Here is a 14,738-nt window from a genome sequence, read left to right on the forward strand (position 1 = left end):
AGATATTGATAAAAGGATTTTATTGTGTCGAAATCATTTGAGGTTGTAGTTATCGGTGCCGGCCCTGGAGGTTATGTGGCGGCGATACGTTGTGCTCAACTAGGGCTGAATACAGCCTGTATCGACGATTGGAAAGGCGTGCAAGGCAAGCCCAGCTTAGGCGGAACTTGTCTTAATGTGGGCTGTATTCCATCTAAAGCTTTGCTGGAATCATCAGAAAACTTCGAACGGATGACGCATGATTTTGCTGCGCACGGCATAAGTGCTGACAATGCGAGCATGGATGTTCAGAAAATGGTGAAGCGCAAGAATAAGATCGTGTCCGATTTTACATTGGGCATTAATCAATTATTCAAGAAAAATAAAGTGGATTCACTGCACGGTAAGGCTCAACTTCTCGGTCGGGATGGCGATGTCTGGCGTGTCGGGATTGTGGATGGAGAGGAAGTAAGGGCGAAGCACATTATAATTGCCACAGGCTCAACGTCGCGAATTTTGCAACAAGCACCGCTGGATGGAGTGCGGATTGTGGACAATGTAGGTGCTCTGAGTTTTAGCGAAACGCCCAAGCGCCTTGCGATCATCGGTGCGGGGGTCATTGGGCTGGAACTTGGTAGTGTATGGCGCAGGTTAGGGGCTGAGGTGACGATACTGGAAGCCTCGCCTGTATTTCTTCCTGCCGCCGATGAGCAAGTAGCTAAAGAAGCATTGCGTGCTTTTACAAAGCAAAAGCTGGCTATCCACTTGGGTGCCCAGGTTGACGGTGTTACTCAGGCTGCTGAAACTATAAAAATTAATTGGCGTGATATAAATGGGGCTGCGCAGGAGTTGGTTGCGGACAAGCTGATCGTTGCAGTAGGACGTGTGCCAAATACGCAAAGTTTGAACGCAGAATCGGTCGGACTTAAGCTGGACGATGCAGGGCGAATTGAAGTGGATGAACAGTGCCGTACTAGTCTGCCACATGTGTATGCGGTAGGTGATGTGGTGCGCGGCCCGATGCTTGCGCACAAGGCCTCAGAGGAAGGTGTGATGGTGGCAGAATTGATCGGCGGGCAGATGGGACACACTGATTTGAATTTGGTGCCGAATGTAATGTATACCGCTCCGGAAATTGCTTGGGTGGGTAAGACTGTACAGCAGCTTAAGGCAGAAGGTGTCGCTTATAAAGCTGGGCAGTTTCCCTTTCTTGCTAATGGACGTGCTCGCGCCTTGGGTGACACGGCGGGATTTATTAAAATTTTAGCTGATGCAAATACAGATCGCGTCCTTGGTGTACATATTGTCGGCCCGATGGCATCTGAGCTTATTCAGCAGGCGGTGCTGGCGATGGCGTTTTCAGCAAGTAGTGAAGATTTGGCACGTACCGTTCATGCACATCCGTCATTGACTGAAGTGATGCATGAAGCCGCACTGGCGGTAGATATGCGTGCAATCCATATATAACCGGAGTTTTTCGTGCTTGTAGTATATAACGTCAAATTTTAGATTGTGATGGTGAAAAGAGCCACGATCTAAACCGTTTGTTGACCAAATCCGGTTTCGATGTGATTTTTTCATATGGAAATATATTTTTGAACTACTATCGAAGATGTTTACATTTGAACCTGGCTTGAGATTCGGTTACAATGCCGTGCCTTGTATAGGCGCGTAGCTCAGCTGGTTAGAGCACCACCTTGACATGGTGGGGGTCGTTGGTTCGAGTCCAATCGCGCCTACCACTGAATTTGAAATTAAATCAGTTGGTTAAAGTAGGTTATTCTGCTCATAAAATTACAACATTTTCTACGGGCTTCTTTAGCAAGTATATAAGCAAAAATTAACTATCCGGCATGGATAGCGCTCCCAGCAGGAACCTGTACATCTTTCCTCACATTTCTTACCTTTTTGAATTAAGGCAAAACATCTTGGCTATCCACGCAATTGTGTAATTGGGCCGAGGCAATGTCGAACATTAATCAGGTGCAGTGAAAGTTGCTTTGAAAGTGACATCCGTGAATTCCCGTCCCAGGTCAAGAAATAGATGCCGTGTGCTCCAGCCGCTTGATCGGATCACGGAATAGCATTCCATGGGGCAGGTATGCTACCTTGTGGCTGGACTATGTGCGCTGTTTGGACAAGGCGACATAAGCCGCAAAGCCTGTTAAAATCCGCAACTTAATTGTTAATCACCATTGGAGAAAGTAGCATGGCTGTTGAACGTACCTTGTCAATTATTAAACCTGATGCTGTTGCTAAGAATGTTATTGGACAGATTTACACCCGCTTTGAAAATGCTGGATTAAAGATAATTGCAGCACGTATGGTGCAGATGTCACGTTCCGAAGCAGAAAAATTTTATGCCGCACATCGTGAGCGTTCATTCTTTAAGGACTTGGTAGATTTTATGATTTCCGGTCCAGTGATGGTGCAAGCATTGGAAGGTGAAGATGCGATTGCAAAAAATCGCGATTTAATGGGAGCCACGGATCCGAAAAAAGCTGACAAGGGTAGCATTCGCGCTGATTTCGCTGACAGCATTGATGCCAATGCAGTACATGGTTCAGACTCACCGGAAGCCGCCACAGTGGAAATTACTTGTTTCTTTCCTGATCTGAAAGCTTCATAAATCAGCCCGATTTCGTAAGCTAATTATGTTTTTCATGTAAGGTTTTATCTGGTATGTTCATTCAATTGTTGTTTGAAAATAATAGCCTGTGCAATAAGTTCGCGAATTTATGATATGTTCAAGCTGTTATGAACGTAAATTCGTGTTGATACGAGCCAGTGTAAAAAACTTTGCATTTGTTTCCTCGCCATCCAACATGGCTTAACATTAGTTAACTTTCAGTTATTCGAGGAGCAGGACCATCCCCATCGTGGGGATGGTGTAACTTTTAAAGGTCAACTGATGTCCAAAAACCTTCTTGACTTTGATGTACCACGACTTACCGCCTGGTTTGCTTCAATGGGTGAGAAGCCCTTCCGTGCGCGTCAGATAATGCGCTGGATTCATAAAGTAGGAGAGCCGGATTTTACAGCGATGACCGATATCGCTGCTTTGTTGCGCGAAAAGTTACAACAGAATGCTTATGTGGCTGCGCCACAGGTGATGCGCGACGAAATTTCTGCAGATGGTACGCGTAAATGGTTGTTGGACGTTGGTACGGGCAATGCAGTGGAAACAGTTTTTATTCCAGAGGCGCGGCGCGGCACATTGTGTATCTCAACTCAGGCGGGTTGCGCGCTTAACTGCTCATTCTGCTCGACCGGTAAACAAGGTTTCAATCGTAATTTAAGTGTGGCCGAAATTATTGGTCAACTGTGGTGGGCCAACCGTCAAATTGGCAAAGATGTTGATGACAAGTGGCCAGTCACTAATGTGGTGATGATGGGCATGGGCGAGCCGTTGCTCAATTTCGATAATACAGTAAGTGCCTTAAGTCTTATGCTGGACGATAATGCTTATGGCTTGTCTAGACGTCGTGTGACTTTGTCCACATCTGGCATCGTACCTGCGATGGACAGACTACGTGAGGAATGCCCAGTAGCGTTGGCTGTGTCGTTGCATGCATCCAACGACAGCTTGCGCGATGTGCTGGTGCCGATCAACCAGAAGTATCCTTTGCGTGTATTACTGGCAGCATGTCAGCGTTATCTGGAACGCGCTCCACGTGATTTTGTCACTTTTGAGTATGTGATGCTGGAAGGTGTGAATGACAGCGTACAGCAAGCGCATGAGCTTGTGGCGTTGGTGCGCGATGTTCCGTGCAAATTTAATTTGATACCGTTCAATCCTTTTCCGCAGACGCATTACCGTTGTCCTAATGCCGATGTTATAGCCAGATTTCGTGATGTGCTGATGCAGGCCGATATGATTACTACTATTCGTAAAACAAGAGGTGATGATATTGCTGCTGCCTGTGGACAACTGGCTGGTCAGGTACTGGATAAAACCAAAAGAACACACCGATTGTTAGAGATACGCACATGAATTTATTTTCACGTGTGAAAGGGTTGAGTTTTTTTCTGCTTGCTGTGAGCATGGCAGGATGCGTTACGCCATCCAGTGGTGGATACGGCAGTGAGGCACAGAGTGCGATTACGCGGGAAGAATCCAGCGCCAGAATACATACTGAATTAGCTGCGCAATATTACGATCGTGGACAGCTTGGAGTGGCTTTAGAAGAAATATCTGCGGCTTTGCAGACTAAACCTGACTACGCACCTGCTTATAACGTGCGCGGCCTTGTGAACATGGCTTTGCATGAAGATCAGCAGGCAGATGAGGATTTCCAGCGCAGCTTGCGTTTGGATAGTGCCAATTCAGAAGCGCATAACAACTATGGCTGGTTTCTTTGTGAGCGAGGGAAGGAGTCAGATTCCATTAAACACTTCATGGCAGCGCTAAAGAACCCACTTTACGCTACTCCGGGGAGAGCTTATTTGAGTGCAGGATTGTGTTCCATGAAGGCCGGCAATACAAAAGATGCTGAAGAATTTTTGAAGAAAGCGCTAATCGCCCAGCCCAATATGTTGGAAGCACAGCTGGGTTTAGCCAATCTGTACTTTACTAAAGCCGATTATGTAGGTGCGAAGTCCTATTTTATGACCTTTAAACAGAAAAATTCATCCCCTTTAACAGCTGAAAACCTTTGGCTGGCAGTACGCATTGAAGATAAATTGGGCAACAGGGTCGCGGAAAATAGTTACGCGACGCAATTGCGTAACAATTTTCCTGATGCACATGAAACTAAGCTAATGCTGGACAGGCAATAAGTGGATAATTCGTCGGAAAATAATTTAGGCACTGTCTCTGGCAACACTGAGGCACGTCCATTCAGCGTGGGTGCTGTGCTGCGTGAGGCACGCGAGCAACACGGGCTTAGCGTTGCGGATGTGGAAAGTCGTCTCAAGTTTCCATCACCCAAAATTGAGGCACTGGAGGCGGATAACTTTACTCTTTTGTCTGGGAATTCTTTTGTGCGTCTTTTTGTACGCAGCTATGCCAAACTATTGCAATTGGATCCTGATCCCTTATTAGCAGCATTACCAGAAACGCAAACGCAACCTTCGCTGCACTCTGCAAGCAATATGATTGGAGTGCCGATTCAAAATGCCTACGTATCGCGCGGGCTTAAGAGCATCTGGTTGGCAACCGGTCTTGTTGTCATCGCGGTCATATTGGTCTTTGTCTGGTTGAATCGCAGCCAGTCAATTACGCCGCAGGCTAGGGTGGAAGTAGTAGGGTTGCCAGCCATTACAACGACGCCTCCAGAGTCTGATGCGATGGAAGAGCCGTCACCTGATGAGCTCGATGTCTCCCCAGAAACCCCGACCGATGCCAATGCTATACAGTCAAAATCAAATAGCGCATCCAAGAAATCCGGCGCTATTCGACTGATATTTGATGAAGAATCCTGGGTCAAAGTGACAGACAGTGATGGCAAGGTACTGCTGTCACAACTTAATTCGCGCGGCAGCGAAAAGCACTTGAATGGCCGACCTCCGTATTCCGTGGTTGTTGGAAATGTCGGCGGCGTGCGGGTATATTATAAAGAGAAGCGTGTTGATTTCGCGCCTTCGTATCCTGGCGGAATCGCGAATCTCACGTTGGAATAGATTATGAGTCAACATCCCATTCCGCGTCGCGTGACGCAACGTGTCATGGTGGGCAATATCGCCATAGGTGGCGGTGCCCCTATCGTTGTGCAGTCCATGACCAATACTGATACCGTGGATGCCGTAGGTACCGCGCGCCAAGTTTATGAACTGGCACAAGCTGGTTCCGAATTAGTGCGAATTACTGTCAATACCGCCGATGCTGCCGCACAAGTGCCTCGTATTCGCGAGCTGCTCGACCAAATGGGTTGTAATGTGCCCTTGGTAGGGGATTTTCATTACAACGGACATCGTTTGTTAGCTGATTTTCCGGACTGTGCCCAAGCACTGGGAGGCTACCGAATTAACCCGGGTAATGTCGGTCGTAACCGTAAAGGTGAAGACCAATTCGCGATGATGATAGACGCTGCCTGCCGGTATACTAAGCCGGTGCGTATCGGGGTGAATTGGGGTAGCTTGGAGGCTGATCTGATCGTGCGCATGATGGATGAAAACGCTAAATTAGCACAGCCGAAGGAAGCTGCCGCGGTCATGTCTGAGGCGCTCATCGTGTCTGCGCTGGAAAGCGCTCAGCGCGCCGAGAAACTTGGTTTGCCGCATGATCGAATCGTGTTGTCATGCAAAGTGAGTGAGGTTCAGGCTTTAATTGCGGTATACCGTGAATTAGCACAGCGCTGTGATTACCCGTTGCACTTAGGTTTAACAGAAGCTGGCATGGGATCAAAAGGTATTGTCGCTTCCACCGCTGCGCTGGCTGTGTTACTGCAGGAAGGGATAGGAGATACCATACGTATCTCTCTTACGCCGGAACCGGGCGGCGATCGCACGCAGGAGGTAATTGTGGCACAGGAGATTTTGCAAACGATGGGTTTGCGCTCCTTTGCGCCTATGGTGATTGCTTGCCCCGGTTGCGGTCGTACCACTAGCACAGTTTTTCAAGAATTGGCGCAAAGTATCCAGTCTTATTTACGTGAGCAAATGCCGGTATGGCGCGAGCAATTCAGTGGCGTTGAGGAAATGACAGTGGCAGTAATGGGTTGCATCGTGAATGGTCCAGGGGAAAGCAAGATGGCCAATATTGGTATCAGCCTGCCGGGCAGTAACGAGCATCCCGCAGCACCAGTATATGTAGATGGTCAAAAAGTGGTTACTTTACGTGGTGACAATATCGCCAACGAGTTCAAGCAGATCGTGAATGATTACGTTACGCGTAACTATGCGCAGCGTGAAGCTGATCGTCCCCATTCAGAAACCATATAGATCCACGTATAAATTGAGCACCAAATAATTTAAAACAGCGTTCAGGCATTGCAGGCGTGCATAGTATTCGGGCGAGGCTGTTTTAATCATATCTGTCATGAGTTAAATAAAGGTTAATCGTTTTATGAGTAGCAATTCCCCGTTGCAGGCCGTGCGTGGCATGAATGACATTTTGCCGGAAGAGGCGGGACTTTGGCTGTGGTTCGAAGATACTGTGCGTGACTGGCTGGAAAGTTATGGTTACCGCAACATTCGTATGCCGTTGCTGGAACAAACGGCGCTATTCAAACGTGCGATAGGCGAAGTGACCGATATTGTAGAAAAAGAAATGTACAGCTTTGAGGATAGCCTCAATGGTGATCAGCTTACGCTGCGTCCGGAAGGAACGGCTTCCTGTGTGCGCGCCGCGCTGCAACACAGCCTGTTGTACAATGCGCCGCAGCGTTTGTACTACAGTGGTGCAATGTTCCGCCACGAACGTCCGCAAAAGGGGCGTTACCGTCAGTTTCATCAAATCGGTGTGGAAGCATTAGGTTTTGCTGGCCCGGATATCGATGCTGAACAAATTCTGATGTGCGCGCGTTTATGGAACAAACTGGGATTGCGCGATATCACATTGCAACTTAATACTCTGGGTGATAAAGCTGCAAGACAGCGACATCGCGCCAAATTGATAGCCTATTTTGAGCAGCACAGTGGTGTATTGGATGCTGATGCCTCGCGCCGTTTACACAGTAACCCACTACGCATACTTGATAGCAAAAATCCGGCTATGCAAGAAATAATATTGGCCGCGCCTAGTCTGATGGAGGAGCTGGAAGAAGACGCACTTGAACATTTTGAGGCAGTTCAAAAAATCCTGCATCGTCACGAAGTGGCGTTTGAGATAAATCCACGCTTAGTGCGTGGGCTGGATTATTATAATCGCACTGTATTCGAATGGGTTGCTACCCGTCTCGGCGCGCAGGGAACTGTCTGTGCTGGTGGTCGTTTTGATGGTCTGATTGAGCAAATTGGCGGAAAACCTGCACCGGCCACCGGTTTTGCCATGGGTATAGAACGCTTGCTGGCACTGTTGTTGGAAGATGGTATGGAGACTCCATCAGCACCACTAGATGTATATGTAGTGCATCAAGGTGAGATGGCAGATGGCATGGCTAGCTTGATGGCGGAGCGAATGAGAGATTTAGGGCTGCGCGTTGTGTTGCATTGCAGTGGGGGAAACTTTAAATCACAGATGAAAAAGGCAGATGCCAGTAATGCCTTCTTTGCAGTTATTCTCGGTGACAATGAAGTGAGTACCGGGATGGCTACACTCAAATCGCTACGCGGTGGCGAACAAATGCAGGTGGCATTTGACGAATTGCCGGCCAAAATTAATGAACTGATTAAACAAGGATAGAAAAAATGGCGGTACTAGATTTGCAGGAACAGGAACAAGTAGATGAATTTAAGGCATGGTGGAGTGACAATGGCAAGTGGCTGTTGATAACTGTGACCTTGGTTATAGTCGGTTTCGCTGCGATGCAGGGATGGAAATTTTATACTGAAAAAAAGTTGACTGAAGCCAGTATGTTATATGGAGAACTGGAAAAACAGCTAACTAGCAACGATCCTAAGCGGATTAATGATGCCGCGACAGCTGTGATCGACAATTATGACTCTACCGTTTACGCGCCACGAGCGGCTCTGCTGGCGGCACAGGTTAATATTGAAAGTAATGATTTGCCGCGCGCTAAAACGCAACTAGAGTGGGTGATTAAACATGCTGAGGAAACTGGACTACAGAATGTAGCGCGTCTCAAGCTGGCCAGTGTCTTACTGGATGAAAAAAAATACGATGATGCACTTAAGCTGGTGAACCAAAAGCATGCTGAATCATTCGAAGGTTTGTATGCCGACCTTAAGGGTGACGTGTTGCACGCACAGGGCAAGGCTGATGAAGCACGAGCCGCTTACCAGCTTGCATTAAATAAAACCGCTGCCCAGAGTCAGTATCGCACATTGATTCAAGTTAAATTGGACGCGCTTGGAGGGGCTAAATGATTATTCGCACAGCCGCGTTGTTGCTACTTGCCATGTTGGCAGGTTGCTCCACTGTGTCTGGCTGGTTTAGCAGCGAAAAGACCGGCAAGGAACCAGCAGAGTTGGTCGAATTTAAACAAGCTGCTACGTTTGATGTGCGTTGGCATCAGAAAATCGGTGAGAGTGAAAATTATGTACTGCAGCCTGCTGTAACCAGTGATGCGGTGTATGCCGCCAATGCCGAGGGTGAGTTGTTTCGACTTGATCCTGTAACAGGAAAACAAGTGTGGCGTGTCGACAGTGGCTTTACCATTTCTGCTGGAGTAGGGGTGGGAGAGGGTTTGGTACTTGTTGGTGGTGGGAAAGGCCAATTGGCTGCCTTCGCGGCAGATGGTAAATCACTATGGACAACGAAAGTATCCAGCGAAGTGTTGAATGTAGCACCCGTTGTCGATGGTATAGTGGTAGTGCGTACCGCTGACGGCCGCCTTTCAGGAATAGATGCTACGGATGGCAGTCGTCTATGGCAGTATGAGCACGCGGTACCCTCGCTGATTGTACGTAGCCATGCTGGTGTTGCAGTTGAACGTGGCACAGTATTCGCCGGGTTGCCTGCTGGTAAACTAACGGCAATTAGCTTAAGTTCAGGCATCGTCATATGGGAAACAGTCGTGTCTCTGCCGCGAGGCAACACTGAGTTGGAACGGATCAGCGACATTACCAGTTCGCCGGTGCTAGATGACGAACAGGTTTGTGCAGTGGCTTTTCAAGGGCGCGTGGCATGTTACAGCTTGTCCCAAGGTAGCTTGCTATGGAGTCGGGATCTATCCAGCGATAAGGGTATCCAGCTATTTCATAATTATCTTTATAGTACGAATACTAGTGGTGCTGTATTGGCGATGGATAAAAGTAGTGGAAGTTCAGTTTGGAAAAATGATCAGCTATTCATGCGTCAACCCACTGTACCCCAAGTATATGGAGATAATCTGGTAGTGGGCGATTATGAAGGGTATCTACATGCACTGAGCCGTGAGGATGGCAGTATGGTGGCAAGACTCAAGACCGATGGTAGCGCAATGTTGACTGCTCCGATGAAATTTGATGGCGGTCTGCTGGTGCAAACTCAAGATGGTGGTTTGTATTCGGTTATCCTCCATTAAAGAGACTTCTAAAATCTAATTTTGCAAGCTGCCGCTTTGCGGCTTGCTTGCTTACCATCGTTTAATCGCAATGTGGCGTTACTCGAATAATTATTATCTATATATCAATAGTATACAATTCTACGGATTCTATTCGTGCCTAGAAATTTGAGTTTAAGAGGCGCTCTTAAATTTGTTCCTAATTGAAAGTCAGAAATGTTACCCACACTCGTTTTAGTCGGTCGTCCCAATGTAGGGAAGTCCACTTTATTTAACCGCCTTACGCGTAGCCGTGATGCTCTGGTGGCTGATCAGCCAGGGCTCACGCGTGACCGCCACTATGGGCGCGGGCGCGTTGGAGAACGGCCATTTCTAGTGGTGGATACTGGTGGGCTGGAACCAGTCGCCAAGGACGGCATTCTGTACGAAATGGCCAAACAAACGCGGCAAGCGGTGGACGAAGCTGACTTGGTGTTGTTCTTGGTTGATGGACGACAAGGATTGACCCCGCAGGACAGAATTATTGCCGAACAATTGCGCAAAGCTGGACGTCCGCTGTTGCTCTTGGTCAACAAGGCTGAAGGCATGCAACGTGCTGCTGTAGTCAATGAGTTTTTTGAATTGGGTATTGGTGAACCGTTGCCTATTTCTTCAGCACATGGTGACAATGTAAGTGAAATGGTGGAGCTTGCACTGGAAGAGTTACCACCTCAGGCTGAAAATGATGAGAATCATTCTGATCAACCGAAGATGGCTATTGTTGGCCGCCCTAACGTTGGTAAATCCACCTTAGTTAATGCGCTGTTAGGTGAAGAGCGGGTAATTGCTTTCGACCAACCTGGCACCACACGCGACAGCATCTATATTGATTTTGAACGTAATGGAAAACAATACACGATTATAGACACCGCTGGTGTTCGTCGCCGTGGCAAAGTCGACGAAGCAGTCGAGAAGTTTTCCGTAATAAAAACATTGCAAGCGGTAGAAGACGCCAATGTTGTCGTTATCGTGGTAGATGCGCAACAGACCATAACCGAGCAGGATGCGCATATCGCAGATTTCGTTTTGCAAGCTGGACGTGCACTGGTACTAGCAGTAAATAAGTGGGATGGGCTGGACGACTACCAACGCGAGACGACTAAACGCGATCTTGATCGCAAGCTACATTTTCTCAGTTTTGCCAAATTGCATTACATCTCTGCACTCCTTGGAAATGGCGTTGCCGGCATATTGAAATCGGTGGATGAGGCTTATGCAGCGGCCATGGCCAAACTGCCTACGCCTCAGCTCACACGGGTACTTATAGCTGCCGTGGAAAAGCAGCAGCCGCCGCGCTCACAGTTTCGCCCCAAGTTACGTTATGCACACCAAGGTGGCAGCAATCCGCCACTAATCGTGATTCATGGCAGCGCGCTGGACAAAATACCGGAAAGTTACCGCCGTTATCTGGAACGAACTTTTTGTACTGCCTTCAACCTGCAAGGAACTCCACTCAGGATAGAATTCAAGGCAGGCAAAAATCCATTCGCCAATAAAACTCCCAAGCCGTTAACGGAAAGCGAGGAGCGCAGTGCGCATCGTGCTCGCATCCGTGGGCGCAGGTTGTATGGGCGTTAATTCGAGCTTAACAACATATTAACTTTGTATCGATATCAATTAATTATGTGGTGCACGCAAAAACAAGGTGCGGAGTGTTTTGCATAAATAATGTATACCGTGGTATTGATTTTTATTGACGCAACAAACTAAAACATGCCTTGTATTTTCTTACGACACGTAGTTTTGTTTCTTCTGTTCCTGTGCAGTTCAATATCACAAGCCGCCAGCATCGTTAAAGCTGACGCTGATAATTATCGTGCATTACTTTCTCGGCTGGAGCCAGGCGATACTCTTTTGCTACAGCCCGGCGTTTACAAAAAAGGTTTACCTGTGCATCGGCTACACGGGGATGAGGACAAACCCATCATCATTACAGGTCCGTCCAACGGCCCTCGCCCTGTTTTTGTGGCAAATCCTAGAAACAATACAATCAGCATTATTAACGCCAGTTACATTGTTATCCGTAATTTAGAGCTTGAAGGGCAGGGCATGGCTGTGGACGGCGTTAAATGCGAAGGACACGCTGATTGGGCTCACCACATCACGCTGGAAAATCTGGTATTTGAAGGTCATGGCAATAGCCAACAAACTGTGGGGATCTCTACAAAGTGTCCGGCGTGGAATTGGGTTATTCGAAGTAACACAATTAGGGGTGCTGGCACCGGGATTTATCTGGGCAATTCTGACGGCACCGCACCATTTGTGGCGGGATTGATAGAGCACAATGTAGTCGTTGATACGACGGGTTACAACTTGCAAATCAAGCATCAAAATGTGCGGCCAGAGATTCTGGGTATGCCTCTCGATCCAAGCGTCACAACCATCCGACACAACGTTTTTAGCAAAGAGAAAGGAGCCGCCACCGGAACATTCGCACGTCCTAATGTACTCGTGGGTCATTGGCCCGTCACTGGGAATGGGTCGAAAGATATCTACGAAATCTATGGCAACTTCTTCTATCAAAACCCTACCGAATCGCTTTTTCAGGGAGAAGGGAACCTTGCCTTGTATAACAACCTTTTTGTCAGCGGCCATGGGGATGCGATCAGAATTCAGCCACATAATGATATTACACGCACCATACACGTTTTCTACAATACTGTTATTACCCCTGAAATCGGCATTTCAATCATATCAGGTCAGGGCAGCGAAAATTTTATTCAACACGTTTCAGCTAATGTGATCTTTGCTTCTAAACCTGTTGTTGCCAATTCGCAGGAATCCAATAGCATTGGCAAAAGAGATGATGCTGCTGATTATCTAGTGAATCCATTTGCCCCATTGGGCGCTATGGATCTTTATCCAAAAGTATCTAACTTGAAATCCAGACTGGTAGACACCACCTCATTTCGCGTTTTTAAAGACTGGGATATGGATTTTAACAATCGCAAGCGGAATGCACATACCCGTGGAGCGTATGGCGGAGAAGGTGTAAATCCTGGCTGGTTACCACAAATCGAACGTAAGCCATAATAATGGTCTATCCGAATCCTTAGAAGCGCTGGGCCGCCAAGGGTGATTGGAAGAATGACAAATTAAGCAGCGGGTATTTACTAAAGGGCACCTCTATAAATATTCACAAGAATGTTGAGAGTATTGCGTGATGGTAATGAAAGATCCTATTTGTAATTGATACGGTCTGTTGAATATGAACTACCAAATACTATCAATTCAGCTTAATAACTTTATCGTGAATGCGGCGAGTTACATACCAGACTGCCCAGAGGATTAACGGGATCATTACCCCGGTAATCAACTCAGGATGAATCGGTAAACCAGCAGCCTTGCCTGCTTTGGCTGCGTACAGTAGCAAGCTGACTACATAATATGAAATAGCGGCAATCGATAAACCCTCCACCATACTTTGCAACCGCAACTGAAGTTCTTGTCCACGCGTAAGCTTTTCGAGTAACTGTTGGTTTTGCGACTCGGTCATTATGTCAACTCGCGTACGCAGCAATGCGCTAGTTTGCGAAATGCGTTCAGAAAGTGAAACCATGCGTTGCGCAGTAGCTTCAACAGTTGCTATGGCTGGAGAGAGGCGACGTCCCATAAATTCACCAATAGTTGGCGTTCCAGGGATGGCTTTTTCTCTTAACTCGGTGATGCGCTGAGTCATTATTTTGTCGTAGGCATGCGTGGCTGCAAAGCGATACATGTGTTTGACATTAGCACGTTCAATACTTACAGCCAGTGAAATTAATCGATCTAGTAATTCTTGTTCAGATGCGGCTTTTATTTCCAGCTGCGCTGTGATTTCGACTAACTGTTGCTCAGCATTTGTTAACTCGGGGGCAAGCTGTTTAGCCGCTGGCAGACTTCGCAGTGCGGCAAGGCGGTAAGTTTCGAGTTCGAGCAGGCGCTGTGAAATACGTCCAGCACGTGATTCGGATGTTTCAGTCGGCGCAATTACAAGCATGCGTTCAAAACCGCTGTAACGCAGCATAAAATCTGTAACCGCTATAGAGTTGCTATCCCTTCCGATGAGAGAAGCTACAACGGGGTTTTTACCAAACCAATTGCGTGCTAATGCAAGGGCCTCTACCGGGTGATTTAAGTCGCCATGTACCATGGCTAGCTTGATAGCAGCAAAAGTACGGCCAGGAATCCCAGCTAACCAACCTTCTGGCAGGGCTAAAAACGAATGCAATTCAGGGTCTGCTGCTCCTAATTGTGCGACTTCAGGCAAGTGTTGCACAAGCGAATAAGAAGTGAATTCGGTGTGGCGCTCCCACCTTAAGCTACAACCCTGTAGCCGCAACCTCAGAAAGTTATCCTGCAAATGTCCAATTACGAGCGCTTCTTGACAGGGGAGTCGGCGCAAATGCTCACATTCTTGCTCAAGCGTGACACCATCATTGAAAACCGCCACATAAACCACCAACGCTGGTAAACGGATACGTTGGCTCGGGCGGGTATGCACCACGTTATGCAACAAAGCACGCTGCGGGTCGTTAGGAGGTAACACATCGCGCTGAATAAAATTACCACTCGGACTCATGCTTGATAACCCAATGACAAGAAATTTATTGAGTAAATTATACTAGCTCCCAATCGTCTACACCTTCTGTAACCAAAATTTAATAAGGCTATGTTCGCGAAGTATGTTGTTAG

At 47.5% G+C, this 14,738-nt stretch carries 12 protein-coding genes and 1 tRNA gene; 12 read left to right on the plus strand and 1 reads right to left on the minus strand.

Features of this window, described 5'->3' with window-relative positions:
• The first annotated feature begins 24 nt into the window (after positions 1-24).
• The 12 genes from lpdA to MJ770_RS07665 all read left to right on the plus strand — a co-directional run bounded on the left by lpdA (position 25) and on the right by MJ770_RS07665 (position 13,097).
• Entirely contained in the window at positions 25-1,446 is a 1,422-nt protein-coding gene (lpdA, locus tag MJ770_RS07610) for a dihydrolipoyl dehydrogenase (protein WP_239251014.1), read from the plus strand.
• Positions 1,447-1,644: 198 nt separating this feature from the next.
• Positions 1,645-1,721, plus strand: a tRNA-Val gene (locus MJ770_RS07615).
• A 467-nt stretch (positions 1,722-2,188) separates the two neighbouring features.
• On the plus strand, positions 2,189-2,608 hold the full coding sequence (gene ndk / locus MJ770_RS07620; protein WP_239251015.1) for a nucleoside-diphosphate kinase: 420 nt from the start codon (positions 2,189-2,191) through the stop codon (positions 2,606-2,608).
• A gap of 282 nt (positions 2,609-2,890) precedes the next feature.
• Positions 2,891-3,973, plus strand: a complete 1,083-nt coding sequence (gene rlmN, locus MJ770_RS07625; protein WP_239251016.1) for a 23S rRNA (adenine(2503)-C(2))-methyltransferase RlmN — start codon at positions 2,891-2,893, stop codon at positions 3,971-3,973.
• The gene (gene pilW, locus MJ770_RS07630; RefSeq protein ID WP_239251017.1) at positions 3,970-4,758 is read left to right on the plus strand and encodes a type IV pilus biogenesis/stability protein PilW; all 789 of its coding nucleotides are present in this window, start codon (positions 3,970-3,972) and stop codon (positions 4,756-4,758) included. The genes rlmN and pilW overlap by 4 nt, the downstream gene beginning before the upstream one ends.
• Positions 4,759-5,601 carry a RodZ domain-containing protein gene (locus MJ770_RS07635; RefSeq protein WP_239251018.1) on the plus strand — a complete coding sequence of 281 codons (843 nt, stop codon included), beginning with the start codon at positions 4,759-4,761 and terminating at the stop codon, positions 5,599-5,601.
• 3 nt (positions 5,602-5,604) lie between these two features.
• Positions 5,605-6,861, plus strand: a complete 1,257-nt coding sequence (ispG, locus tag MJ770_RS07640; RefSeq protein ID WP_239251019.1) for a flavodoxin-dependent (E)-4-hydroxy-3-methylbut-2-enyl-diphosphate synthase — start codon at positions 5,605-5,607, stop codon at positions 6,859-6,861.
• A gap of 124 nt (positions 6,862-6,985) precedes the next feature.
• Positions 6,986-8,263 (plus strand): histidine--tRNA ligase, encoded by a 1,278-nt coding sequence (hisS, locus tag MJ770_RS07645; RefSeq protein ID WP_239251020.1) that lies wholly within the window; start codon positions 6,986-6,988, stop codon positions 8,261-8,263.
• A 5-nt stretch (positions 8,264-8,268) separates the two neighbouring features.
• On the plus strand, positions 8,269-8,907 hold the full coding sequence (locus MJ770_RS07650) for a tetratricopeptide repeat protein (protein ID WP_239251021.1): 639 nt from the start codon (positions 8,269-8,271) through the stop codon (positions 8,905-8,907).
• On the plus strand, positions 8,904-10,046 hold the full coding sequence (gene bamB, locus MJ770_RS07655; RefSeq protein ID WP_239251022.1) for an outer membrane protein assembly factor BamB: 1,143 nt from the start codon (positions 8,904-8,906) through the stop codon (positions 10,044-10,046). The genes MJ770_RS07650 and bamB overlap by 4 nt, the downstream gene beginning before the upstream one ends.
• Before the next feature lie 195 nt (positions 10,047-10,241).
• Positions 10,242-11,642 carry a ribosome biogenesis GTPase Der gene (gene der, locus MJ770_RS07660; protein WP_239251023.1) on the plus strand — a complete coding sequence of 467 codons (1,401 nt, stop codon included), beginning with the start codon at positions 10,242-10,244 and terminating at the stop codon, positions 11,640-11,642.
• Between the two features lie 135 nt (positions 11,643-11,777).
• Positions 11,778-13,097 (plus strand): right-handed parallel beta-helix repeat-containing protein, encoded by a 1,320-nt coding sequence (locus MJ770_RS07665; RefSeq protein ID WP_239251024.1) that lies wholly within the window; start codon positions 11,778-11,780, stop codon positions 13,095-13,097.
• Between the two features lie 193 nt (positions 13,098-13,290).
• Here MJ770_RS07665 and MJ770_RS07670 read toward each other — a convergent pair whose 3' ends face one another.
• Complete coding sequence (locus MJ770_RS07670; protein WP_239251025.1) at positions 13,291-14,625, minus strand: DUF3422 family protein; 1,335 nt, start codon at positions 14,623-14,625, stop codon at positions 13,291-13,293.
• Positions 14,626-14,738: the final 113 nt, after the last annotated feature.

Source organism: Candidatus Nitrotoga sp. M5 (assembly GCF_927904885.1).
Taxonomy (GTDB): Bacteria; Pseudomonadota; Gammaproteobacteria; order Burkholderiales; family Gallionellaceae; genus Nitrotoga.